The organism is Streptomyces sp. NPDC001373 (assembly GCF_042895815.1).
Taxonomy (GTDB): Bacteria; Actinomycetota; Actinomycetes; order Streptomycetales; family Streptomycetaceae; genus Streptomyces.
The window spans coordinates 372500-395276 of record NZ_JBIAWQ010000003.1 but is presented as its reverse complement, the minus strand read 5'-3'; the positions used below and the strand labels follow the sequence as shown (position 1 = coordinate 395276).

The following is a 22777-nucleotide window of genomic DNA, read 5'->3' as shown; positions in this document are numbered from 1 at the left end:
GGGGCAACGGGCCCGGACACGGGCTCACCCCGGCGGGCCCATCGGCCGCCGGGGTGAGGATACGCAGGGGGCGGGGCGTCAGGAGATACGCATATTGGCCATCATGCCCATGGCACCGTGGTCGAACAGGTGGCAGTGGTACACGTAGGTGCCCCGGTATCCGGTGAAGGTGGCCTGGAGCTTGACGGTCTCGCCCGGCTTGAGCGGGACGGTGTCCTTGAGGCCGGTCTCGGGGCCGGAGGTGACCGGCTGGCCGTTGCGCTCCAGCACCCGGAACTGGACCAGGTGCATGTGGAAGTTGTGCGGGGCGATCTTGTTGGAGTTGTGCACGGTCCAGATCTCGGTGGCACCGTAGGCGATCTCGGTGTCGATCCGGTCCATGTCGTACGTCTTGCCGTTGATGTACGCGCTGCCGCCGGGGGCCTCGTCCATGCGCATGTCGAACTCGCGGTTGACGGTGGCCGTGCCCAGCGGGGGCAGGGTGCGCAGCCGCTCCGGGACCCGGCTGTGGTCCGGGGCGGTGCGGGTGACCCGGAACTGGAGCACCTTGCCGACCACGTCCGCCGACTCGAAGGGGGCGATGTCCTTGTTGCGGAGCTCGATGACGGTGCCGACCGGGTAGCGGGAGAAGTCGATGACCACGTCGGCGCGCTCGCCGGGGCTGATCTTGACGACGTTCGTGCGGTACGGGGCCGGCAGCAGGCCGCCGTCGGTGCCGATCTGCACGAGCTCGGAGTCGTCGGCGAGGGACAGGTCGAAGAAGCGCTGGTTGGAGGTGTTGGTGAGGCGGAAGCGGTACTTGCGGGAGGCCACCTCGAAGTACGGCCAGGCCTTGCCGTTGGCGAGGACCACGTTGCGCTTCATGAAGTCGCCCATGGCGTAGACGAGTTCGCCGTTCTCCAGGAAGCGCGCGTCGCGCAGCGAGATCGGCACGTCGTACTGGCCCGCGGGCAGCGGCAGCCGGCGCTCGACGTCGTCGGTGAGGATGTAGGTGCCCGTCATGCCGCGGAAGACGTTCTCCGACTCCATGTGGTGGGCGTGGTCGTGGAACCACAGGTTCGCGTGCGGCTGGGTGTTGGGGTACGTGTACGTCTTGGTGCCGCCGCCGGAGGGGATCAGGTCCATCGGGGAGCCGTCGCTGTCCTGCGGGACGTGGGCGCCGTGGAGGTGGATCGAGGTGGGGACGGCGAGGTTGTTGGTCTGCCTGATCACCACGCGGCGGTTGGACTCGGCCTTGATGACCGGGCCCGGGAAGGATCCGTTGAAGGTGCGCAGCGGGGTGCGCAGCCCCGGCACGATCTCCTTCGTGGCCTCCTTGAGGGTCATCCGGTAGTAGCTGGTGCTGCCGGTGTCGAGGTAGGGCCTCAGGACCGGGGGCAGCGGCATCTTCTGTATGAACTTGGTTATGCCGGCGGCGTCGAGCTCGGCCGCGGCGGCGCGGGCGGGCTCCTTCGCGGTGGCGTTCACGACGGGCAGCAGCATGCCGCCGGTGCCGACGACGCTGGTGGCCGCCACGCCTGCCTTGAGTGCGGTCCGTCGAGTGATCACTGTTCCCCCGTGGTTACTGGCCCGGCGCCTCGTGTGCCGGTCGATCGGCTGGCCGCACGGATGCGCGGTGGTGGACGAGGAGAGCCTGCGCGAGAGCGGTGGTGCCCTGCTGGTGCGGCTGTGGAGGACCGGTGAAGAGCTGCGCCGAACGGGCGACTTGGCGGTGTGTCTGGCGCGTGATCTGCGCATACGGGACCAACGTGGCGCCCTGGCCGGGGATATTGGATGAATAGCGCTGTCCACGCGCTCTGCCAGGATTTTTGACGGTTCATCACAGTGGAGGCAATGCGTGATGCGCACACGGTCCGTTCTGGCGGCCACCGCCCTGCTCACGACGCTGCTGCACGCCGCGCACGGGACGGCGGGGGCCGCCGCGGGCGGTCCCGCCGACCGGGCGCTGCGGGCCGCCCCGGACCGGCAGGCCGGGCACGACGCCGCCCTGGCCGGCATCGGGGGTACGGGGAGCGCCGCGGCCCAGGAGTTCAGCACCGCGGCCGGCCGGCTGGACCGGGTGAGCCTGTACCTGGCCAGCGGGGCGGCGACCGGGAGGGTGCGCGTGCAGGTGCGCACCGTCCGGGAGGATCCCGGTTCCGCGGTCGCGGACGCCGCCGTCGACCTGGCCCGGCTGGGCGGGGCGGGAGCGGGCTGGGTGGAGGTCCCGCTGGCGGCCGCCGTGCGGCCGGGCGCCCGCTACTGGCTGTTCGCGCAGGCCACGACGGGCGAGGACGAGCCGGTCGTCTGGTACGGGAGGCGCGGGAACGCGGCCGGGGCCCCGGCCGGCACCCGGTACGACGGGGTGGCGGGCGGCTGGCGGGAGGGCGGGGGCCGGTTCGCCTTCTACGTGAACCCCACGGGGGCGGAGCGGTGCGGCGAGGCGGAGGCCTGCTACGTCCCCGCCTCCCTGAAGCCGGCCCGTACGGCGGGCCTGCTCACCGACGGGCGCGGGGCAGTGGAGGCGGTCGACCCGGGCTTCGCCGTCGGCGCCCGCTACGTACCGGGCAGCAACGTGCTGGAGCTGCCGTCCGGGCGGTGGCGCCACCTGCCGGCGGGCGCGGCGAAGTCCCGGGTCGTCGGGGCGGACGACCCCGGGGCCCTGGCGCAGATCACCGAGTCCCGGCGCTGGCTGGCCTCGGGGAGGGTCCCGGGCGGTTCCGGGACCCGGCGCGAGGGCGCCGAGCGGGCGCTGCTGTCGATGCGGGCGCTGCTGCGGCCCAACGGGGCCTTCGCCGCGGCCTGGTACCCGTTCTGGGACTTCTCCTGGCCGCGGGACTCGGCCTTCGCCGCGGCCGCGTTCGCGCACACGGGCCACGACGAGGAGGCGTACCGGATCCTGCGCTACAACGCCGGGACCCAGCGCCCCGACGGCACCTGGGAGGCGCGTACCCGCCTCGACGGGTCGGGGCCGCCGGACAACCGGCAGTGGCAGCTCGACGCCAACGGCTGGGTTCCCTGGGCCGCCTGGCAGTGGTACCGGACGGCGCCCGCGGCGGGCCGGGCGGAGCGGCTGGGCACGCTGTACCCGGCGATCGCGAAGGCGGCCGACTTCACCGCCGGCTCCCTGGACGCGGAAGGGCTGCCGCCCGCCTCGCCGGACTACTGGGAGCTGCCGACGGCCACGGCCAACATCGGCACCGCCGCCCCGCTGCTGGCCGGGCTGAACGCCGCCGCGGACCTCGCGCGGGAGCGGGGGCGGGACGCGGACGCCGCGCGCTGGGCGCAGGCGGCCGGGCGCCTGCGGGCGGGCATCGCGAAGCGGTTCGCGCCGCTGGGGTACGCACGCACAATCGACGGGCTGCACGGGCGCGACAGCGCGGCGGCGTTCATGGCTCCCCCGTTCAACACGGCGCCCGCGGGCCTGGCCCGGGCGCTCGACGACACGTTCCGGGAGCTGCGGCGGCCCAACGGCGGGCTGGTGCCGGGCAGCGACCCCGGTGCTCCCTGGGGGAACACCTCCTGGACGGCGAGCACCTCCTTCTTCGCCCTGGCCTGGACCTCCTCGGGCGAGCGCGCGAAGGGCGGCACGGTGCTCGACTGGGTTCTGGCCCAGCGCAACCTCCTCGGCGAGCTGCCGGAGACGGTGGACGCCCAAGGACTGCCGAAGGCCGTCGTACCACTGGGCTGGACGGACGCGCTGGTGCTGCTGACCCTGGTCGCACAGGAGGGCCCGGGGCTGCCGACCCCGCCGCCCGCCCGTACTTGACCCGTGAGTCCAGAACATGTTGAATGACGATCATGGGAAGGCCGAAGCAGTTCGATCCCGACGCCGCCGTCGAGCAGGCCATGCAGGTGTTCTGGCGCCAGGGTTACGCCGCCACCACTCCGCAGGACCTGGTCGACGCGCTCGGCATCGGCAAGGGCAGCCTGTACCACGCCTTCGGCAGCAAGCACGCCCTGTTCGAGCTGGCCCTGCGCCGCTACCGCGACAGCCAGGCGCTGGCCGTGATCGAACTGCTGGGCGGGGACGGGCCCGTGAAGGACCGGCTGCGGGCCGCCCTGAGGATGCTCGTCGAGATGGACCTCGCGGATCCCGACCGGCGCGGCTGCATGGCGGTCAACACCGCCGCGGAGCTGGCGGGGACCGACGAGACGGCCTCCGAGCTGGTGCGGCGGATGTTCGACCGCACGGAGGAGGCCCTGCGGGCGCTGGTCGAGGAGGGCCGGCGCTCCGGGGAGATCGCACCGGAGCGCGACGCGCGCGCCGTCGGGAGCATGCTGCTGAGCACGGCCGTGGGCCTGCGGCTGCTGGCGCGCGTGGCCGAGGGACCCGAGCGCCTCGCGCTGGTGGTCGAGGCCACCGTCGACTCCCTGTAGGACCCGCTCCGCACCTGGTCGAGGGCCCGCTCCGCGAGGGGCGGCTTTCGCCTGCCCATGTTTTGTACCTGTAGCTCAAGAACTGGGGAAACGATGAAGCTCGGACTGCACGACAAGACCGCCGTGGTCACCGGCGCCAGCCGCGGGATAGGCCTCGCCACGGTGCGGGCGCTGGTGGAGGAGGGCGTGCGCGTCGTCGGCGCCGCCCGTACGGTCACGCCGGAACTCGCCGCCTCCGGCGCCCTGGGGGTCGCCGCCGATCTGGGCACGGCCGCGGGAGTGGCCGCCCTCGCGGAGGCCGCGCACGCCGAACTGGGCGGCGTCGACCTGCTGGTGAACAACGTGGGCGGCGGTGACCCGCAGGGCGGGCTCACCGGGTTCCTGGACAGCGACGACGCCCAGTGGGCGCGGTACCTGGACCTCAACCTGATGAGCGCCGTGCGCCTGACCCGCGCCGTCCTGCCCGGCCTGGCCGAGCGGCGCGGGGCCGTCGTCAACGTCTCCTCCGTCTGCGCGCGCCTGCCCGCCACCGGCCCGGTGGCCTACAGCGCGGCCAAGGCGGCACTGGGCGCGGTCACCAAGTCCCTCGCCGAGGAGTTCGGGCCCCGGGGCGTGCGCGTCAACAGCGTCTCCCCCGGTCCCACCCGCACGGCGGTCTGGGAGGACCCGGAGAACTTCGGGGGCCTGGTGGCACAGGCCGCCGGGATCGGGCACGCCGCCCTGCTGGAAGGGCTCCCGGCGGAGTTCGGCCTCGCCACCGGCCGGATGACCGAGGCGCGGGAGGTGGCCGCCGTCATCGTGTTCCTGCTGTCCGACGTCGCCGGCAACGTCACGGGCGCCGACTACGTCGTCGACGGCGGGATGGTCAAGACGGTCTGACGGCCGGCCCGCGCGGCGGGGCCGGGGCCCGGGACGGACGTCCCGGGCCCCGGCGCGGAGGGATGACCTCCGGTCAGGACGTGTAGTAGTACAGCCACCACTTGTAGTGCTCGTAGGAGCAGTGGTAGCTCTTGTAGTACCCGTAGCGCCCGGCCGACTCACAGGCCGCCTTGCTGGAATAGGGGCCCTTCTTCCCGGACGACCGGTGGTCGACCACCGAGGCGGCCGAGGACGTCCCGTGCTGCGGGGCCGCCAGCGCCACCGGGCCGGAGAGGACCACGCCCGCGGCCAGGAGCGCGGCCGGGACGATGCGAGCGGTCTTCGTGTTCATGAGGGTTCCTTCTTTCCTGTTCCTCCGGCCCGTCCGGCTCCGGACCACCGACGTAGAGACGCCCGGGTCCCGGCCGAGGCGGTCGGTGAGGCAGACCGTCAGCCCGGCCCCGGGGCTGAGCGAGCCGGGCGCGAAGCAGTCTCTCCGGCCCCGAGCGGGGCGTGTTCGCCGTGGTCCGGTGCGCTGTGCGCATGTCGGCCTCCCCGGCCGCTCGGTGCGTCGGTTCCCATCCTGGAGCGCCCCGCGTCCCGGGCGCATGAGGCGGGTGTCCCGGCCCGGTCGGGACCGCTGGGCGAGCCCCCGTCCGTCACCCCGGCGGCGGTCCGACGGCCAGCCGCAGCGGAGGGCGGGCCGGGGCGGGAGGCAGCCGCAGCGGGCGGCGGCCCGGGGTGAGGGAGCCCAGCACCCGGGGCCCGCGGGCGCCGGTGCACGCGGGGGCGTTGCCGGGCAGGCCGTGCAGGGTGAGGAAGCCCAGCACGGCGAAGGCGTACGCCTCCTTGGCGGCGGCGGGCAGGCCGAGTGCCTCGGAGCCCAGGAGGGCGGTGCCCGGGGGCAGTTCCTCGCGGAGCATCCGCATCAGGACCGGGTTGCGGGTGCCGCCGCCGGAGGCGATGACCTCGGTGGCGCGCAGCGGGCGCAGGGCGTCGGCGATCGTGCGGGCGGTGAGACGGGTGAGGGTGGCGAGGAGGTCGTCCGGGGCGAGGGGGCCGAGGCCGTCGAGGGCGGCCCGCAGGTGGCCGGGGTGGAAGAGCTCCTTGCCGGTGGTCTTGGGGGCGGGCAGCCGGTAGTACGGCTCGGCCAGCAGACGCCGCAGGAGCGGTGCGTGGACCCGGCCGGCGGCGGCGAGGGCACCGTCCTCGTCGTATCCGAGGCGTCCGGCGGTGAGTTCGCTTACGGCCGCGTCGAGCAGGGCGTTGCCGGGGCCGGTGTCGAAGGCCACGGGCGGGCCGGCCGGGGGCAGGGCGGTGACGTTGGCGATCCCGCCGATGTTCAGCGCGGCGGGGGCGCCGGGGCGGCCGCGCAGCAGCAACAGGTCGATCAGGCCGACCAGGGGGGCGCCCTGGCCGCCGGCCGCGATGTCGCGGGGGCGGAAGTCGGAGACGACGGGGCGGCCGGTGACCTCGGCGATCCAGGCGGGGCGGCCCAGCTGGAGGGTGCCGTGGACCCGCCCGCCGTCGCTCCAGTGGTAGACGGTCTGGCCGTGGGAGGCGATCAGTTCGGCGCGGCCGCCGCACAGTTCGCGGTCGGCGCGGGCCGCGAGGTCCGCGAAGGCCCGGCCGATGAGGGTGTCGAGGCGGCACACGTCGGCCAGGGCGGTGGGCGCGGGCGGCAGGGCCGCCGCCAGTCCGGCCCGCAGGGTGTCCTCGTAGGGGGCGCTGACCATGCCGAGCGGGTCCAGGCGCAGGGTCTCGCCGCCGTCCTCGAGGGTGAGCCGGGCAGCCGCCGCGTCGACGGCGTCGTACGAGGTGCCCGACATCAGGCCGACGACCCTCACCGCAGGGCCCCTCGGTGGCCGTCGCGCAGGCCGGCCAGGGCGAGGGCGCTGAGGGCGCAGGTGCCGGCGGCGTAGTAGGCGGGGACGTCGCTGTCACCCGTGGCGGCGGTCAGGGCGGTGACGACCAGGCCGGCGCAGCCGGAGAACAGCGCGTTGGCGAGGGCGTAGGCGACGCCGAGGCCGGTGCAGCGGACGTGCGCGGGGAACGTCTCGGCGAGCATGGCGGGCCCCGGCCCGGCCAGCAGCCCGACGGCGGCGCCCGCGCCGACGACGGCGGCCGCCCTGGCGGGGGCGGGGGCGGCGGGGTCCTGGAGGAGGTGCAGGAGCGGCAGGGCGAGGAGGGTGACGGCGAGGGCCCCGCCGAGCATGACGGGGCGGCGGCCGACCCGGTCGCTGAGGATCCCGGCGGGCAGGATCGCGGCGGCGAAGCCGAGGTTGGCGAGGACGGTGGCGGCGAGGGCCTCGCGGAGGGAGGCACCGAGGGTGGCCTGGAGGTACGAGGGCAGCACGACGAGGAAGGTGTACCCGGCGGCGGACCAGCCCATGATCCTCCCGACCCCGAGAACGAGCACCCGGCCGACCGACACCGCGCCTCCGTGGCCCGGCCCCGGCACGGGGGCGCCGGCCGCCGCGCCGGCGGTTGCGGGCGCCACGGGCGCGGGGCCGGAGGCTGCGGGCGCCACCCGTGCGGGGCCGGAGGGTGCGGGCCCGGAGGCTGCGGGGCCGAAGGCTGCGGGGCCGAAGGCTGCCGGGAGGAGGGCGCCGTGCCCCCGGCCGCTGCGGGGGTCCGCGGTGTCCGGGGGCGGGGCGGGGACGGCGGCGGGCAGGGGGTCCGGGAGGTTGCGGCGCAGGTGGAGGGCGGTCAGGCCCAGGGGGAGGGCCAGGAGGAAGGCGATGCGCCAGCCCCAGGCCATGAGGGCCTGCGGCGGCAGCAGCGAGGCCAGGAGCGCGGCGGTGCCGGCGCCGGCGAGGAGGCCGAGGGCGACGGTGAAGGACTGCCAGGCTCCGTAGCGGCCGCGCCGGCCCGGCGGCGCCTGCTCGGTCATCAGGGCCACCGCCCCGCCGAACTCCCCTCCGGCACTGAGCCCTTGCAGGGCGCGCAGCGCGGTGAGCAGCCAGGGCGCGGCGGCCCCGGCCGTGGCCCGGGTGGGGAGCAGGCCGATCAGGGTGGTGGCGAGGGTCATCAGGCCCACGACCAGGACCAGGGTGGGGCGGCGGCCGATGCGGTCGCCGAGGCGGCCGAAGAGCAGGGCCCCGGCGGGGCGCAGGAAGAAGGCCACCGCGAACGAGGCGTACACGGCGAGCAGCGGGCCGGCGCCCGCCCGGCCCGTCCCCGGGCCGGGGGTGAAGAAGTGGGCGGCGAGGACCGTCGCGAAGCTGCCGTAGACCCCGAACTCGTACCACTCGACGAAGTTCCCGGCCGCGCCCGCGAGCAGCACCCGGTGCGCCGGCGGGGGCGCGGGGCGCGGCCCGAGGGGGGTCACGTCGTCGGGTCGAGGCGGGAGGCGGCGGTGTCGGTGCGGGGGGCGGGGTGGGCGGCGGGGGTCAGGGCGCTGCCGGCCAGCCAGGTGCGCCAGTCCACGTTCCAGTCGCCGAAGCCGTTGTCGAAGGGGGACATCCGGTCGCCGCCGCTGTTGACCACCTCGACGATGTCGCCCTCGCGGACCGTCTCGTAGAACCAGGCGGCGTCCTCGGTGGACATGCCGGTGCAGCCGTGGCTGACGTTCTCCGCGCCCTGCGCCTCGACCGACCAGGGCGCGGCGTGGACGTACTCGCCGCTCCAGGTGACCCGGGTCGCGTAGAGGACGGGCAGGTCGTAGAACTCCTTCGTGCCCTTCTGGATGCCGACGGTGTCGCCGCGCATGCGGACCTTGGCCTCCTTGCCGAGGACGACCTTGATGCCGCTGCGGGTCAGGAAGCCCGCCTTGCCGGTGGTGACCGGGATGGTGCGGATGACCCGGCCGTTGCGGCGTACGGTCATCTCGTGGGCGGCGGAGTCGGTGACGGCCTCGATCCGGTCGCCGACGGTGAACTCCAGGGGCTCGGAGGGGCCCCCGTAGCCGTGCTCGCCCAGTTCGACCCCGTCGAGGCCACTGCGGACGCGGACCACGGTGTGGGCGGGCCAGTAGGTGCGGGGCCGGAAGTGCAGGGTGGTGGCGTCGACCCAGTGCCAGGCGCCCTCGACGTGGGGTTCGGAGGTGACCTGGAGGGCCTGTTCCACACGGGCGCGGGCCTCGGGGGCGTCGGCGGGCACCGGGTGGCTGAGTTCGGCGGTGACGATCTCGCCGGCGCCGTAGGTGCCGGGGCGGGGGCCGAACTCGGCGGTGAGACGGCTCCCTTCGGCGGCGGGCCGGGCGGTGCGGAAGGCGAGGGTCACCCCGACCGGGGTGCCGTCGCCGTCCTGGGCGCCGACCTGGAGGGTGTAGGCCTCCCCCGCGCGCAGGGGTTCGGTGTTGTGCCAGCGGCCGCTGTCCGGGGCGACCTCTCCGGCCAGCCGGCGCCCGTGCCCGTCGAGGACGGTCACGTCGGTGAGGCGGCCCGCCTCGGCGTGGGCGAGGGCGACCTCCAGCGGCCCGCCGGCGGCGGTCGGGAGCGTGGCGGTGGTGCCGAGTCCCGGGTTCCACAGGAGGGACGCGGCCCCGTGGGCGGTGGCCCGCACCCGCTGCTCCCGCCAGGCTCCGCACGGCCCGCTCGCGAAGGCGGGGGCGGCGCACCAGCGGGCGGCGGGCGCCCGGCCGCGGTCCAGGGCCCGTGCGTCCAGGCTCCGTCCCACGAGCAGGGTGACCGCCGCGTCCCGTGCGGCGGGCGCGTCCGCGCCCTGCGGGGTGCCGGACCCCGCGGTACGGCCCGGGGCGGCGGCGACGGCCAGCAGGGCCCCCGTCACCGCGGCCGCCGTGCTCCACGCCTTCGTCCGCGACACAGCCACGCGGCCCTCCCGGTTGTCGTACGTCCGCAGGGCAGTATCAAAAGCGACAGGAAGCCGAACCGATGATCGTAAACCCGGTCCTGCGGCCGAACGGGCACCGCAAGTGAACCCGGACGGAGCAGGGGACGGCCGGGCGGAACGGCCCGCTCCCCCGTCCCGTACGCTCGGCGGATGGCGAAGTACTTCGACGTGCACCCCGAGAACCCTCAGCGGCGCACCATCAGCGGCGTGGCCGACAGCATCCGCTCCGGCGCGCTCATCGCATATCCCACGGACTCCTGTTTCGCTCTGGGGTGCCAGCCGGGCAACCGGGAGGGCCTGGCACGGATCCGGCAGATCCGCGAGCTCGACGACAAGCACCACTTCACGCTCGTGTGCCAGAACTTCGCGCAGCTGGGGCAGTTCGTCCACGTGGACAACGACGTGTTCCGCGCGATCAAGGCCTCGACGCCGGGCCCCTACACGTTCATCCTCAAGGCCACGTCGGAGGTGCCGCGCCAGCTGCTGCACCCGAAGAAGAAGACGGTCGGCGTGCGGATCCCCGACCACGTGGTCACCCAGGCGCTGCTGGAGGAGCTGGGCGAGCCGCTGCTCTCCAGCACCCTGCTGCTGCCCGGCGAGGACGAGCCGATGACGCAGGGCTGGGAGATCAAGGAGCGGCTCGACCACGTGGTGGACGCCGTCGTCGACTCCGGGGACTGCGGGACCCGGCCGACCACCGTCATCGACTTCTCCAGCGGCGAGGCCGAGATCGTCCGCCGGGGGGCCGGCGACACCGACCGCTTCGAGTAGTCCCGGGCGGTCCGGCCGCCGGGCCCGGGCCGCAGGTCCCGGTCCGCAGGGCCCGGCGCCCCGTCAGGTGATCCCGTACCGGCGGACCGTCTCCTCCTGCTGCGCGATGCGGTGCATGGCCCGCAGGATCGGTTCGAGGAGGATGGTGGCGGCCACGGCCGCCTCCACCCGCTCCGCCTCCGAGGGGTAGGTCTCCACGAAGTCGAGGTCGTGGACCGCGACTTGGTGCATCATCCGGGCGTAGGGGGTCATCATCTCCGCGTTCCACGGGTAGCCCAGCCTGATCAGCGAGGCGACCGCCTCCACCAGCGAGGTGTGGTCCGGGTTGAGGGGGGCGAGTTCGCGGGCGCTCTCCCAGCCCACCTCCTCCAGCAGCCGGTCGACCTCCCGGCGCGCCGTCGCCCGGGCCTCGTCCTCCTCCTCGGCGTCCGGCGCGGGCGGGTGCGGCAGCGCCCACAGGGCGGCACCCAGGCGGATCGACCGGCCCAGCGAGTCGTCGTCCACGTGACCCAGCACCTCCCGGGCCGTGGCCACCGACAGCCCGCCGACCTGGAGCAGGGTGCGGACGAGGCGCAGTCGGCGCAGGTGGGCCTCGTCATAGTCGGCGGTGGTGGCGCTGACCCGCCGCCCGGGCGCCAACAGGCCTTCGCGCAGGTAGTACTTGATGGTCGCGGTGGAGACGCCACTGCGCTCACTCAACTCTGACAGCCGCATCCCTTGCGCCTTTCTTCGGATAGCGCCACTATCCCATTGCGCCCTGTTGGACAGTGGCGCTATCCAACCGCGTACACATCCGGAGGCCTCGTGTTCGCCAAACCGGTTCCGGGCCGTACCACGGCAGCCCTCGAGGGTGACGCCGTGGTCCTGCTGATCGGGATGCGCATCAACCACTTCTGGGCCGTGCACTCCTGGCTGCCCGTGTTCACGGGCATGCCGCGGATGCTGCGCGAGCTGAAGAAGGACCGGGCCCGGGGGCTCCTCAACCACGTCCTGCTGACGGCCTCGCCGCGCACCTACTACGTGGTCCAGTACTGGGAGTCCAGGGAGAAGCTCTACGCCTACGCGGCGGCGCCCGACGCGCTGCACCACCGGATGTGGGCCGCGATCAACCGCAGGGAACGGGCCGGCGGGATGCGGCGGCACGTGGGGCTCTGGCACGAGACGTACGTCGCGCCCCAGGGCTCCTACGAGGCCGTCTACTTCGACATGCCGCCGTTCGGGCTGGCGGCGGCCACGGGGGTGCTGCCGCTGGAGAAGCGCGGGCGCCGCGGCGCCGACCGCTTCGCGTACCGACCGCCGGCGCCGGACGCGACGAAGCGATAGGGAGAACCATGTTCCAGCACGGCAGTACCCGGCGCACCGCCGCCCGGCGGGCCGGCCTCGTAGCGGCGCTCGGCCTGGGCCTCGTGCTCACGGCGGCCTGCGGCGGCAAGGACGGCCCGTCCGGGTCCTCCTCGTCGTCCTCGTCGTCGAAGGGCGGGCACGGGTCCTGGCGGGTCGGCGACTGCGGCGGCCCGGACCCGAAGCAGGCGCCGGACGGCTACCGGCCGCTCGGCTGTGACGAGCCCGGCGCCACCTTCAAGGCCCTGGAGGTCACCTCGGCCGGGATCCTCCCCGGTTCGGTCCAGTGCCCGGCCGGGACGGACCTCATGATCCGCGTGTCGGTGTCGTACGGGTCCTCCGCCAAGGACGGGTCCAAGGGCGGCGGGATCCCCACCCACACGGTGTGCGGGCGCAACCTCTCCGGCGACCACCCCGGGGACGCGGGGGCCGGCGGCGGGCAGCTGGTCAAGGGCGACTGCGTCTCCTCCTCCGCCCAGGAGGTGGCCTGCGCGTCCGCCGGGCACGACGCCTTCAAGGTGCTCGACCTGGTCAAGGAGAAGGGGCAGTGCCCGGCGGGCACCACCGAGCCCATGGAACTGACCCTGTCGATCGGGCGCCCGTACGACGTGATCTGCACCGCGCCGGTCTAGGACGCCGCCGCCGCGCGGCCGGGGCAAAGAGGGGGCAAAGCCGGAAGGCGGGGCGGGCGGGGGCGGCCCACGATGGAGGCATGAGCGCTGGACGGTACGAGCTGACGTTCCCCGGCGGCGCCGGGGTGGACGGGGACACCGTGGTCGTCGACCGGACGGAGTCGACCGGGCCCGGCGGGCATCCGGTCTACTCCGACGCCACCGGCATCGTACGTGCGGAGATCAGCGACCGGGGCGAGGTGCGGATGCTGGCCTCCGGCGGCCACCAGGCCCCCTCCCAGCCCGTGACGGCACGCGCGGTGCCGGGATCCTGACCGCCCCTCCGGGCTGGGCCGACGGTGCGAAACCGGGCCGCGCCCGCTCGCGCCTGGAGCCGCCGTACCCGTACCGCGCCGGATACTCGCCTGGGTCGCCTCGCACGGGACCCGCACGGCGACCCGGAGGAACACACGATGGACAGGGCAGGACCGCCACGCCGCTCGGCCCTGCTGGCCGGCGGCCTGGCGCTGGCCGCGGGCACGCTCTCCGGCTGCACGGCGACGGCCGGCGGGCCCGGCCGCACCCGGGCCCGGCCCGAGCCCGCCGCGCCGAACCCGCAGACGGACACCCCGGCCGAGGCCTACGCGCGGCTGATGGCGGGCAACCGGCGGTGGGTGGACGGCACGCTCCGCCACCCCGACCGCGACCCCACGCGCCGTGAGCTGGTCGCCCGGAGCCAGACACCGTACGGGGTGGTCCTGGCCTGCATCGACTCCCGGGTGCCGCCCGAGCTGGTCTTCGACACCGGGCTCGGCGACCTGTACGTCCTGCGCACGGGCGGTCAGGCGGTCGGCCCGGTCGTCACCGGCTCCGTCGAGTACGGGCCGATGACCTCCGCCACCCCGCTGGTCATGGTGCTCGGGCACCAACGCTGCGGGGCCGTCCAGGCGGCCTACGAGGCGGCGCGCGACGGGAAGCGCCTGCCCGGCAACCTGGAGGCGATCGCCCGGGCCCTGCGGCCGGCGTACGAGCAGACGGCCCGGCAGGGCGGCCCGGACCCGGTGGACCGGATGATCCGCAACCAGATCACCCTGACGGCCGACGGCCTGCGCGCCAACAGGGACCTCGCCCCCCTCGTGGAGAGGGGCGCCCTCGCGGTGGTCGGCGGCTACTACTCCCTCGACACGGGCAGGGTGGAAATCCTCACGGGCGCCCCGACCGCCGCGACACCGGGCCGCACGGACACCCCGGGCACGACGGGCACCCCGGGCACGACGGGCACCCCCAGCCGGACGGGCGGGAGGGGCCGCACGAGCGGGCCGGAGCCCGCCGGGACCGCCGTCCCGGGCGGCACCCTTGCGCCGACCGGCCTCCCGTCCTGAGCCCGCCGCCGCCCCGCGCACGAGCCCCCCGCCCGGCCGCGGGGACGCGGCCCGGCAGGGGGCTCGGGGTGGTCGCCGGCGGCGGTCAGGCCGCCGGCGCCGGCTCGGCCGGGACGGTCCTTGCCGGCTGCGGGGCCGGGTAGACCGCCTCGCGCGGCAGCCTGGGCTCCAGGCGCAGGACGCCCAGCGCCGAGACGGTCGCGCCCACCGCCAGGACCAGCCACATCGCCGTCGGCGACAGCGTGAGCAGGGCCGTCAGGACGGCCGGGGCCAGTGCGCTGGGCACCGCCCAGGAGAGCTGGTAGACGGCGAGGTGCCGGCCCCGCGTCTCCTCCGGCGCGGCCTGCGCGCACAGGGCCGAGGCCGTGGCGCCGTGCATCAGCTCGCCCGCCGTGAACAGGACCGTCGCGGCGAAGATGCCCACCATGATGACGGACTTGTCCCCCACCGCGGCGAGGGTGGCGAAGACCACGAACGAGGCCGCGAACACCGCCGCGCCCAGGGCCACCGCACGGGAGCGGCGGAAGGCGACGAGCGCCCGGGTGACCGGGATCTGCAGCAGGGCGATCCCGACCGTGTTGACGGCGTACAGGACGCCCACCAGTGAGGTGGACGCGCCCAGGTCCTGGGTGACGTACGCCGGGATGCCGACGGCGAGCACCGTGTAGCCGAAGGCGGTCGGCACGTTGAGCAGGGTCAGGGCGAGGAACGGCCGGTTGCGCGCCACGAGCCGGTAGCCGCCCTTGCGGGAGACCCGGGGAGCCCCCTCGCCGGGCGCCGTCCGCGGGATCGGGATGGACCCGAAGCAGACGGCGGCCAGCACGTACCCGGCGGCCGTGCAGAACACGATCACGTAGTAGAACGCGTCGCTCCCGAGCGCGAGGACACCGCCCGCGATCAGACCGCCCACGCCCAGGCCGGCGTTGCGCAGGCTGCGCTGCGCGGCGAGCAGCTTGTCCCGCTCGGTGCCCTTGACGAACTCCGCGATGAACGACTGGATCGCCGGCGGGAACGAGGTGTCGCCCAGCGCCACCAGCAGGATCACGCAGAACATCGTGTAGCCGTTGTCCACCAGCGGATACGTGCAGAAGCCCGCGGCCCGCAGCAGGTACCCGCCGGTGACGACGGCCTTGGCGCCGAACCGGTCGATGAGGACGCCCGCCGCCGGGTTGCTGATCAGACCGATCACCGCGGCGGCCGTCATCAGGGTGCCCACCTGGGTGAGCGGCAGCCCCGTCACGTGGTGGAAGTACAGCAGCGACAGCGGCAGGTACATGCCGGCGCCGGTGGCGTCGACCACCATGCCCAGCATGTACCGCGTCTTCGCCGACAGGCGGGCCCCCGTCATGACGCGTCCCCGATCACGCTGTGTTCGCGCACCCACTCGCCGAGCTCACGCAGCCGCCGCTCGCACTCCGTGCGGTCCGGCGCGGTGCCCACGGCGGCGGCGAGGAAGTCGGAGGAGCCGGAGGCCGGGGCGATGACCTGGCCCTCCTCGGCGTAGAGCCAGAACCCGTCGAGCCAGGGCTCGTCGGGGACCACCGGGAGCTCGCGCACCAGTCCGGGCCGCTTCATCATGAGCAGCTGGCCCGCCATGTGCCGCGGCCGGGGCAGCCCGGCCGGGTCGTCGCCGCGCCGGACGGCCTCGTGGAGCGGGTGGCCCGCGTCGGCGCGCACGGCGTACTCGCCGAGGTGCACCCCGAACAGGCTGTGGAAGACCTCGCGGATCTTCGCACCGCCGGGACGGCAGGCGATCTCGCACAGCACCAGCCGGTCGTCGGGGGTGAGGAAGACCTCCATGTGGAAGGCGTGGTCGCGCAGCCGGGAGCCCTCGGGGGCCAGGGCGGCGAGGACGCGCTCGGCGAGGTCGAGCAGACGCGGGGTGACCGGGTCGTCCTCGTCGAGGGTGAGGTCGATGCGCGGGCCCGGGTCGGAGGCGAAGGAGGACAGGTCGTACTGGTACTGGGAGGGCCAGGCCATGGCCAGCCGGCCGTCGCGCACCACCCCGTCGACGTGGCACATGCGGCCGGGGACGAAGGCCTCCAGCAGGACGTCGTCGCGCTCGCCGGCGGCGTACGCCTCCGTCAGGCTCTCCTCGAAGGAGGCCTCGTCGCGCAGGATGCGCAGGCCGATCGCGTTGAAGCCGCTGCGCTCCTTGAAGACCAGGGGGAAGCCCTCGGCCTCGGCGAAGGCCCGGGCCTCCTCGGCGGAGCGCGGCTGGACCCAGGCGGCGACCTCGATGCCCGAGGCCTGGGCGCGGGTCTTCATCAGGGCTTTGTCGCGGAAGGGCTTGACGTCGTCCTGCCAGGGGCCGCGCAGCCCGAAGCGCTGGCGCAGCCGGGCGGCGAGGTCCATGTCGCCCTCGTGCAGCACGGTCACGCCGGTGATCCCGTGCTCCGCCATGAGTTCGAGGGCGCGGGCCTCGAACCCCGGGGAGTCGAAGTCGTCGTGGACCTCCAGGCGGGTGTAGCCGAGGTTGCCGTCGGGGACCTTCTCGCCGGCGAGTTCGATCTTCTCGCGGTTGGCGAGGACCACGATGTCACCGGTGTGGTCCGGCAGCCAGGAGCGGTACGGGAACGGCTCCAGCGGGTTGCGGTGGATGATCAGCAGGTTCTCGCGGGGGGCGATCTCGGACGGCTGCGCGAGGACGGTGGCGCCGTCGGGGTGGGCGAGGGTGATGCGGATGTGCTCGCGGATCACCTCGGCCCCGCGGCGGATCGCCGCCGTGGTGTCCTCGGCGGAGACGGCGATCAGGCCGAGCCGGTCCCAGTTGTCGGTGAGCACGCGCACGCCGTCGCCGGGCCTGGCGCCCACGGTGACGGAGATGACGCCCTCGGCGGCGCGGGCCTCGTCGAGGCCGGCGACCGATTCCACGGTGGTGCCCGGGGTGCCGACCAGGGCGCGCACGGCGGCGCCGCCGTGGGCCTGCGGCCGGTCGGGCAGCTCCTCGACCAGGCCGAACGGCTGGCCGACGGCGAGGGTGACCAGGTCGACGCCGAAGGCGCTGCGCACCAGTTCGGGGATGGAGTCGCCGCCGATCCGGTTGTGGCCCTCAATCACGCGCGGGCCCTTGGCCGTGAGGCGGACCTCGGTGTGGCAGACGCCGTCGCGCATGCCCATCACGTCGAGGAAGCCGCGTATGCCCTCGCGTATCGCCGCGTCGTCCGCCTCGGAGAGGCGGGCCGGGACCGCGTGGCCCAGTTCGGCGAAGTGGCCGTCCGAGGTGAACTTCTCGGTGATGGTGACGATCACGTGGCGGCCGGCGAAGCTGAAGGACTCGACGCTGAACTCGGGGCCGTCCAGGAACTCCTCCATGAGGAAGTCCTTGAGGACGAAGAGGGAGGAGACCCGGTCGGTGCGGGTGCCCGACAGCCGGGTGACCTCGTCCCAGACCCGGTCGGCGTCCTTGGGTCCCTGCACCCGCATGACGCCGATGCTGGCGGTGGCGTCGACGGGCTTGACGATGAAGGGGAAGCCGTAGGAGGCGCCGAAGGCGTCCAGGTCCTCACGGGTCTTCAGGGAGCGGGCCCCGACCGCGTGCTCCGGGTCGTGCTCGGCGACGTAGCGGCGCATGGCGGCCTTGTCCCGGATCCGGGCGGTGACCTCGTAGCCGGTGCCCCCGAGCCCGTACAGGTCGTTGATCCGGCCCGCGTTCTCCAGCCCCGGCTCGGTGAGGGAGACGACCGCGGCGAAGCCGGGGCTCTCGTGCCAGGCCCGCACCAGGGGCTCGACGAGGGACCACTCGGTGAAGTCGACGACCTCGACGGCGGCGGCAAGCCGGTTCTGCACCTCGCTCACCTTCGTCGGGTGCTGGAGGAGCAGCACGTTCAGCCCCAGGTCGTGGGCCTTCTGCACGGTCTCGTCGGTTCCACCGACGAGCAGCAGGGTGCGCTCGGGGTTCATTCGCTCTCTTCTCCCCCTGCGGCGGCAGGGAATTTCAGGCTCGTACTCGGGCAGGCGTGGGGGTGGGGAAGGAGTGGCGGCGGGCCCGGGTGCGCCGTGCGGCGGCCCCGGCCGCCGTTCAGGGCCGGTCGGCGGACGCCGCCTCCGGCCACCAGCTGAGGTAGCGCTCGCCGCTGTCGGGGAACACGGTCGCCACGACCGTGTCGGACAGGTCGTGCCGGCGGGCGAGTTCGAGGCATCCGTAGGCGGCCGCGCCCGCGGAGATCCCGACGAGGAGCCCGGTGCGGGCGGCGATGGCGCGCGTGGTGGCGGCGGCGTCCTCGTCCTCGACGGCGATCACCTCGTCGATGAGGTGGACGTCGGTGACGGGGCTGATGAAGCCTCCGTTGAGGCCGGGGACGCGGTGGGGGCCGGGCTCGCCGCCGGAGAGCAGCGCGGAGCCCGCGGGCTCGACCGCGACCACCTTGAGGCCGGGGTTGCGCTCGCGCAGGTAGCGGGCGATGCCGGTGATGGTGCCGCCGGTCCCGATCCCGCACACCAGGTAGTCGACGCGGCCTCCGGAGTCCCGCCAGATCTCGGGGCCGGTCGTCGTGTAGTGGGCGCGGACGTTGTCGGGGTTCTCGTGCTGGCGCGCGTACCAGGAGCCGGGCATCTCGGCGTGCAGCTGTTCGGCGCGCTCGCAGCAGGCGCGGAAGCCGAGGGTGTGGTCGGTGAACTCGACCTCGGCGCCCAGCATGCGCAGCGTCAGCACGCGCTCGCGGGAGGCGTTGGAGGGGAGGACGATCAGACACCGGTAGCCGCGGGAGGCGGCGAGCGCGGCCAGGGCGATGCCGGTGTTGCCGGAGGTCGACTCGATGACGGTGGCACCGGGTACGAGCGCGCCGGACTCCTCCGCGGCCCGCAGCATGAAGAGGGCGGCCCGGTCCTTGATGCTGGACAGCGGGTTGGCGGACTCCAGTTTGGCGAGGACGCGGGCGGTGGCGGGCAGGCCGTCGAGCTGGAGTTCGAGCAACGGCGTCTCGCCGACGAGATCCTCGAACGATGCCGCGATGCGGCCGGCGGTGAGCGCGTTGTTCACGTGGCTCCCCCTTTGGTGCGGACGTGCGGTCGGTCTCCGAAAGGTAGCCAGCTGCGGTGGTGCGCGATTGGTGCCCGGCTCGGGGGGAACTCGAGCCTCGCTCGCGCACCACGTGCGGCTGTGACCGGCGCACCGCCCGGGCCGGCCCTCGCGTGGCGGGGCCGGCCCGGGCGCGGGCTCAGCCGCGCAGGCCGGCGAGCTTGTCCGGGTTGACCTGAACGCGAAGGTTGCGGAGCAGGCCGTTCTCCAGGTCGAAGGTGACAGCGGCGATCGGGGTGTCGCCGACCCGCGTGATCAGGCCGAGCTCGCCGTTGATGAGGGCCCGGGTGATGACGGCCCCGGCGTTGCCGGGCTTGGACAGGACGCCGAAAAGCCAGCGGGCCACGTGGTCGGGGCCGTGCAGCGGGCGGCGGGCGGCGGAAACCTTGCCACCGCCGTCCGACCAGGCGGTGACGTCGGGAGCGAGCATCTCCAGGACGGCGTTGATGTCGCCCCCGGCGCAGGCGTTGAGGAATCGGTCGGTGACGCGCTCGCGCTCCGCGCTGTCGGTGTCGAAGCGCGGTCGGCGGGCCGCGACGTGCTTGCGCGCGCGGGAGGAGATCTGCCGGACCGCCGGCTCCTCACGGTCGAGGAACCCGGCGATCTCCGCGTGCGAGAAGCCGAAGACCTCGCGCAGGACGAACACGGCGCGCTCCAATGGCGACAGGGTCTCCAGGACGACCAGCATCGCCATGGAGACGCTCTCGGCGAGCTCTCGGTCCTGCGCCACGTCGGGCGAGGTGAGCAGGGGCTCCGGGAGCCAGGGGCCGACGTACTCCTCCCGGGTGGCCCGGGCGGAGGTGAGCCGGTTCAGGGACAGGTTGGTGACCGTGCGCACGAGGTACGCCCTGGGGTGGCGTACCTCCGAGCGGTCGGCCTTGTTCCAGCTCAGCCAGGCGTCCTGGACGATGTCCTCGGCGTCGCTGACGGTGCCCAGCATGCGGTAGGCGGTGGCGAACAGGAGCCGCCGGTGCTCGTCGAAGGGGTCGGTCTCGGGTTCGGTCGTGATCACCGGTCGATTCTGCACGGGGTACCGGACCCGCACGAGCCCGGGGGGCCGCCGGGGCGTGGGGAGTTGGGGCTAGGCGAGGGTGGCCCGCGCCGTGGACGTCCGCAGTGCGACGACGGCCGTCCGGCCTGCGGTGCGGAGCCGGCACGGGACCGCCGGGGCCTCCAGCAGGGCGGCGTCGTACGGGCCGAGTTCGACGGTCCCGCCGCAGTGGTCGAGGCGGGCCGCTCCCTCCAGGGCGACCACCAGGAGGACGGTCTCCGGCGGGCCCGCGAGGGCGAGTTCGCCACGGACGACGGCGGTGTGCGCCTCGACGCGGCCGCGCCGGTACATCACGTTGAAGTTCACGACCGGCCCGTCCAGCAGCCGGCACCCGGTCGGCTCGTCGCCGGGGAAGTCGCAGGGCGCGTAGCGCTCGTCGACGCGGCGCAGGGCGCCGGAGACCGTGAGGTCCATGCCGGCGCCCTCGGCCAGCGTGAGGGTGCGGTCGACGCCGGGGAACTCCGAGAAGGGCCCGTCGGCGGCGACTTCGGCGAGGCTGACCCGCCATCCGAAGTCCTCCGTCCCGGCCCCTTCGGGCGCGGCCGCGATCTCGCGGGTGAGCCCGCCGCCGTTCCTCCAGGCCACCGCCGTACGGTCGGCGGCGCGCAGGATCCTGACGGCGGCGGGGCCGGGCATGCGGGTTTCCTTCCCTCGGGTCCGTACCGCCCGGCGAGGTGGTGAAGGCTCCGGGCGGTGGGGCCGAGCCTAACCCGGACGGGCCCTAGACGACGGTGAGGTCGTCGCCGCGGACCGGGCCCTGGCCGTACCAGCCGTGCAGGTAGACGGTGACGGTCCCGGAGGCGCCGGTGGTGAAGGGCACCGCCAGCCTGGTCCACCCGGTGGCGCTGGTCCAGGTGACGGCATTCGCGCCGCCCCGGACTCCGAGGTGGGCGTAGTCGCCCTGGACCCAGCCGCTGAGGGTGTAGGCGGTGTTGGGGGCCAGGGTGAGGGTCTGGGCGCATTCGCCGGTGTGGGCGGAGTCCGGGTTGCCCTGGACGGCGTACGTGCCCGAGTGGACCGGCGCCGTGACGACCGAGCCGCCGTTCTCGCAGGCCCAGGGGGTGAGGGAGCCGGTCTCGAAGCCGCCGTTGACCAGGGCGCCGCTGCCGCCGCCCGGGCCGGAGACCGTGAGGGTGAAGCCGGTGGAGTGACTGGCCTTGCCGGCGGCGGTGACGGTGAGCGGGTAGGTGCCGGGCGCGGCGGTGGCCGAGGCGGCGACCGTGAGCCGGGCGGTGGAGCCGGCGGTGACCGCGTCGGGGGTGAGGGTGGCCGTCACGCCTGCGGGGGCGCCGGAGAGCGTCAGCGCGAGAGGTTGCGCCGCGCCGGAGGTGACCTGGGTGGAGACGGTGGCGGTGGTGGTGCCGCCGGGGGCGACGGAGGCGGAGCCGGGAGCCACGGAGACGGAGAAGTCGTCGGCGACGGGTCCGCCGCCGCCGGTGAACGGGGCGAAGGCGTGCGTGAAGTACCAGGGGTCCTGGGCGATGCCGGAGCAGGTGTCGGAGCCTCCGGTGCCGGGGCAGCCGCCGTTGTCGCGCTGGAGGGCCCAGAAGGAGAGGGTGCCCAGGCCCTTGGAGACCGCCCAGTCGTAGACGGCGGTGGCGTTGGCCGTGGTGAAGGTCTCGGCGGGGCCGTAGTCGTCGATGCCCGGCATCTCGGTGACGCCGATCATGCCCCAGAGCTGTGCGGGGGTCCGGTCCGGGTAGAGGGCGGCCAGCTGGCTGTGGAGGCCGGTGGCGGCGGTGCGGGTGTCGGCCGCCATGTCGTGGGCGGCGCCGTCGTAGTAGTCGAAGGTCATCAGGTTGACCACGTCGACCCGGGCTCCGGCGGCCTTGGCGCTCTTGAGGACGGCCAGTCCGCTGCTCGCGAGCCCGCTCGTGGTGGTGGGGAGGGTGTAGGAGATCTGGAGGGGGCGGCCGGCCGCGGCGGCCCAGTCCTGGAGCTTCCTGATGGCCTGGTTGCGGCGGTCGACGCCGGCCTTGTCGGTGAGGGACTTGTCCTCGATATCCATGTCGAGGCGGCTGACGTCGTAGGTCGTGACGAGCCTCTGGTAGGCGGCGGCGATCGAGTCGACGCTGGTGCAGCTGTCGGCGATCTCGGTGCCCCCGCTGTCGGCCGCGTAGCCGCCGAAGGAGGGGATCACGTCGCCGCCGCGGGCCCGGATGGCGGCGAAGTCGGCGCCGAAGACGGAGTCGGCGACGGGCTGCCGGGTGGAGCCGTTCCAGTACGGAGTGCAAAAGCCCTTGGCCTCGGTCTGGACGAAGGCCATCGTCAGGTACTTCGCGCCGGACTTCTGCGCGAGGTCGGCGGGGCTGTCGGAGGAGTAGGCCTCGAAGTAGGGGGCGAAGACGTGCGCGGGCAGTGGGGTGGCCGCGCGGGGGCCGGCCGCCTGGGCGGGCCCTGCGCCGGCGGCGGCGAGCAGCGCGGCGGAGGTGGCGAGGGTGGCGCAGGCCGCCGCCAAGCGGCGGAGGGCATGCGGACGCAGTCTCAACGAAGGCTCCCGGTGGGGCGCGAGCGAACGGGCGGACGCCTCATCATTGGTCTGGACCATCTTCGGGTCAAGGGGTCCGACCGCTCCGCGCTCCGCCGGGAG

21 protein-coding genes are annotated in these 22777 nt (G+C 74.5%); 9 read left to right on the top strand and 12 right to left on the bottom strand.

Annotation, left to right across the window (positions count from 1 at the left end; translation table 11 throughout):
* Nucleotides 1-78: 78 nt before the first annotated feature.
* The gene (locus ACFY15_RS10025) at nt 79-1548 is read right to left on the bottom strand and encodes a multicopper oxidase family protein (protein ID WP_390687291.1); all 1470 of its coding nucleotides are present in this window, start codon (nt 1546-1548) and stop codon (nt 79-81) included.
* On the opposite strand from ACFY15_RS10025, the gene ACFY15_RS10020 reads away from it, so the two are divergent.
* The 4 genes from ACFY15_RS10020 to ACFY15_RS10005 all read left to right on the top strand — a co-directional run bounded on the left by ACFY15_RS10020 (nt 1490) and on the right by ACFY15_RS10005 (nt 5238).
* Nucleotides 1490-1777, top strand: a complete 288-nt coding sequence (locus ACFY15_RS10020; protein WP_390687334.1) for a hypothetical protein — start codon at nt 1490-1492, stop codon at nt 1775-1777. The genes ACFY15_RS10025 and ACFY15_RS10020 overlap by 59 nt on opposite strands.
* A gap of 63 nt (nt 1778-1840) precedes the next feature.
* Nucleotides 1841-3748 carry a hypothetical protein gene (locus ACFY15_RS10015; protein WP_390687290.1) on the top strand — a complete coding sequence of 636 codons (1908 nt, stop codon included), beginning with the start codon at nt 1841-1843 and terminating at the stop codon, nt 3746-3748.
* Nucleotides 3749-3780: 32 nt separating this feature from the next.
* Nucleotides 3781-4359 carry a TetR/AcrR family transcriptional regulator gene (locus tag ACFY15_RS10010; protein ID WP_390687289.1) on the top strand — a complete coding sequence of 193 codons (579 nt, stop codon included), beginning with the start codon at nt 3781-3783 and terminating at the stop codon, nt 4357-4359.
* Between the two features lie 93 nt (nt 4360-4452).
* Nucleotides 4453-5238 carry an oxidoreductase gene (locus tag ACFY15_RS10005; RefSeq protein ID WP_390687288.1) on the top strand — a complete coding sequence of 262 codons (786 nt, stop codon included), beginning with the start codon at nt 4453-4455 and terminating at the stop codon, nt 5236-5238.
* 73 nt (nt 5239-5311) lie between these two features.
* Here the strand turns inward: ACFY15_RS10005 and ACFY15_RS10000 are convergent, their stop codons facing one another.
* From ACFY15_RS10000 to ACFY15_RS09985, 4 genes are all read right to left on the bottom strand, one after another.
* A complete protein-coding gene (locus tag ACFY15_RS10000) occupies nt 5312-5569 on the bottom strand; it encodes a hypothetical protein (RefSeq protein ID WP_390687287.1) in 258 nt (85 codons plus the stop codon).
* Between the two features lie 307 nt (nt 5570-5876).
* Nucleotides 5877-7064 (bottom strand): anhydro-N-acetylmuramic acid kinase, encoded by a 1188-nt coding sequence (locus tag ACFY15_RS09995; RefSeq protein WP_390687286.1) that lies wholly within the window; start codon nt 7062-7064, stop codon nt 5877-5879.
* Nucleotides 7061-8548 carry an MFS transporter gene (locus ACFY15_RS09990; protein ID WP_390687285.1) on the bottom strand — a complete coding sequence of 496 codons (1488 nt, stop codon included), beginning with the start codon at nt 8546-8548 and terminating at the stop codon, nt 7061-7063. The genes ACFY15_RS09995 and ACFY15_RS09990 overlap by 4 nt, the downstream gene beginning before the upstream one ends.
* Nucleotides 8545-9990: an Ig-like domain-containing protein gene (locus ACFY15_RS09985; protein ID WP_390687284.1), complete on the bottom strand. Its 1446-nt coding sequence runs from the start codon at nt 9988-9990 to the stop codon at nt 8545-8547. The genes ACFY15_RS09990 and ACFY15_RS09985 overlap by 4 nt, the downstream gene beginning before the upstream one ends.
* Before the next feature lie 171 nt (nt 9991-10161).
* On the opposite strand from ACFY15_RS09985, the gene ACFY15_RS09980 reads away from it, so the two are divergent.
* On the top strand, nt 10162-10782 hold the full coding sequence (locus ACFY15_RS09980) for an L-threonylcarbamoyladenylate synthase (protein ID WP_390687283.1): 621 nt from the start codon (nt 10162-10164) through the stop codon (nt 10780-10782).
* A gap of 63 nt (nt 10783-10845) precedes the next feature.
* Here ACFY15_RS09980 and ACFY15_RS09975 read toward each other — a convergent pair whose 3' ends face one another.
* Complete coding sequence (locus ACFY15_RS09975; RefSeq protein ID WP_390687282.1) at nt 10846-11496, bottom strand: MerR family transcriptional regulator; 651 nt, start codon at nt 11494-11496, stop codon at nt 10846-10848.
* 90 nt (nt 11497-11586) lie between these two features.
* On the opposite strand from ACFY15_RS09975, the gene ACFY15_RS09970 reads away from it, so the two are divergent.
* The 4 genes from ACFY15_RS09970 to ACFY15_RS09955 all read left to right on the top strand — a co-directional run bounded on the left by ACFY15_RS09970 (nt 11587) and on the right by ACFY15_RS09955 (nt 14116).
* Nucleotides 11587-12105, top strand: coding sequence for a DUF4188 domain-containing protein (locus tag ACFY15_RS09970; RefSeq protein ID WP_390687281.1), 519 nt, complete (start codon nt 11587-11589; stop codon nt 12103-12105).
* An 8-nt stretch (nt 12106-12113) separates the two neighbouring features.
* The gene (locus ACFY15_RS09965) at nt 12114-12755 is read left to right on the top strand and encodes a hypothetical protein (RefSeq protein WP_390687280.1); all 642 of its coding nucleotides are present in this window, start codon (nt 12114-12116) and stop codon (nt 12753-12755) included.
* 80 nt (nt 12756-12835) lie between these two features.
* Nucleotides 12836-13069, top strand: coding sequence for a DUF6296 family protein (locus ACFY15_RS09960; RefSeq protein ID WP_390687279.1), 234 nt, complete (start codon nt 12836-12838; stop codon nt 13067-13069).
* 138 nt (nt 13070-13207) lie between these two features.
* Complete coding sequence (locus ACFY15_RS09955) at nt 13208-14116, top strand: carbonic anhydrase (RefSeq protein ID WP_390687278.1); 909 nt, start codon at nt 13208-13210, stop codon at nt 14114-14116.
* An 85-nt stretch (nt 14117-14201) separates the two neighbouring features.
* On the opposite strand, the gene ACFY15_RS09950 is transcribed toward ACFY15_RS09955, so the two are convergent.
* The 6 genes from ACFY15_RS09950 to ACFY15_RS09925 all read right to left on the bottom strand — a co-directional run bounded on the left by ACFY15_RS09950 (nt 14202) and on the right by ACFY15_RS09925 (nt 22675).
* On the bottom strand, nt 14202-15464 hold the full coding sequence (locus ACFY15_RS09950; RefSeq protein WP_390687277.1) for an MFS transporter: 1263 nt from the start codon (nt 15462-15464) through the stop codon (nt 14202-14204).
* A complete protein-coding gene (locus ACFY15_RS09945; protein ID WP_390687276.1) occupies nt 15461-18019 on the bottom strand; it encodes an ATP-grasp domain-containing protein in 2559 nt (852 codons plus the stop codon). The genes ACFY15_RS09950 and ACFY15_RS09945 overlap by 4 nt, the downstream gene beginning before the upstream one ends.
* A 118-nt stretch (nt 18020-18137) precedes the next feature.
* Nucleotides 18138-19097, bottom strand: coding sequence for a PLP-dependent cysteine synthase family protein (locus ACFY15_RS09940; protein ID WP_390687275.1), 960 nt, complete (start codon nt 19095-19097; stop codon nt 18138-18140).
* Nucleotides 19098-19275: 178 nt separating this feature from the next.
* Nucleotides 19276-20148 carry an RNA polymerase sigma-70 factor gene (locus ACFY15_RS09935; protein ID WP_390687274.1) on the bottom strand — a complete coding sequence of 291 codons (873 nt, stop codon included), beginning with the start codon at nt 20146-20148 and terminating at the stop codon, nt 19276-19278.
* 69 nt (nt 20149-20217) lie between these two features.
* A complete protein-coding gene (locus ACFY15_RS09930) occupies nt 20218-20823 on the bottom strand; it encodes a HutD family protein (RefSeq protein ID WP_390687273.1) in 606 nt (201 codons plus the stop codon).
* A gap of 85 nt (nt 20824-20908) precedes the next feature.
* Nucleotides 20909-22675 (bottom strand): glycosyl hydrolase family 18 protein, encoded by a 1767-nt coding sequence (locus tag ACFY15_RS09925; protein WP_390687272.1) that lies wholly within the window; start codon nt 22673-22675, stop codon nt 20909-20911.
* Nucleotides 22676-22777: the final 102 nt, after the last annotated feature.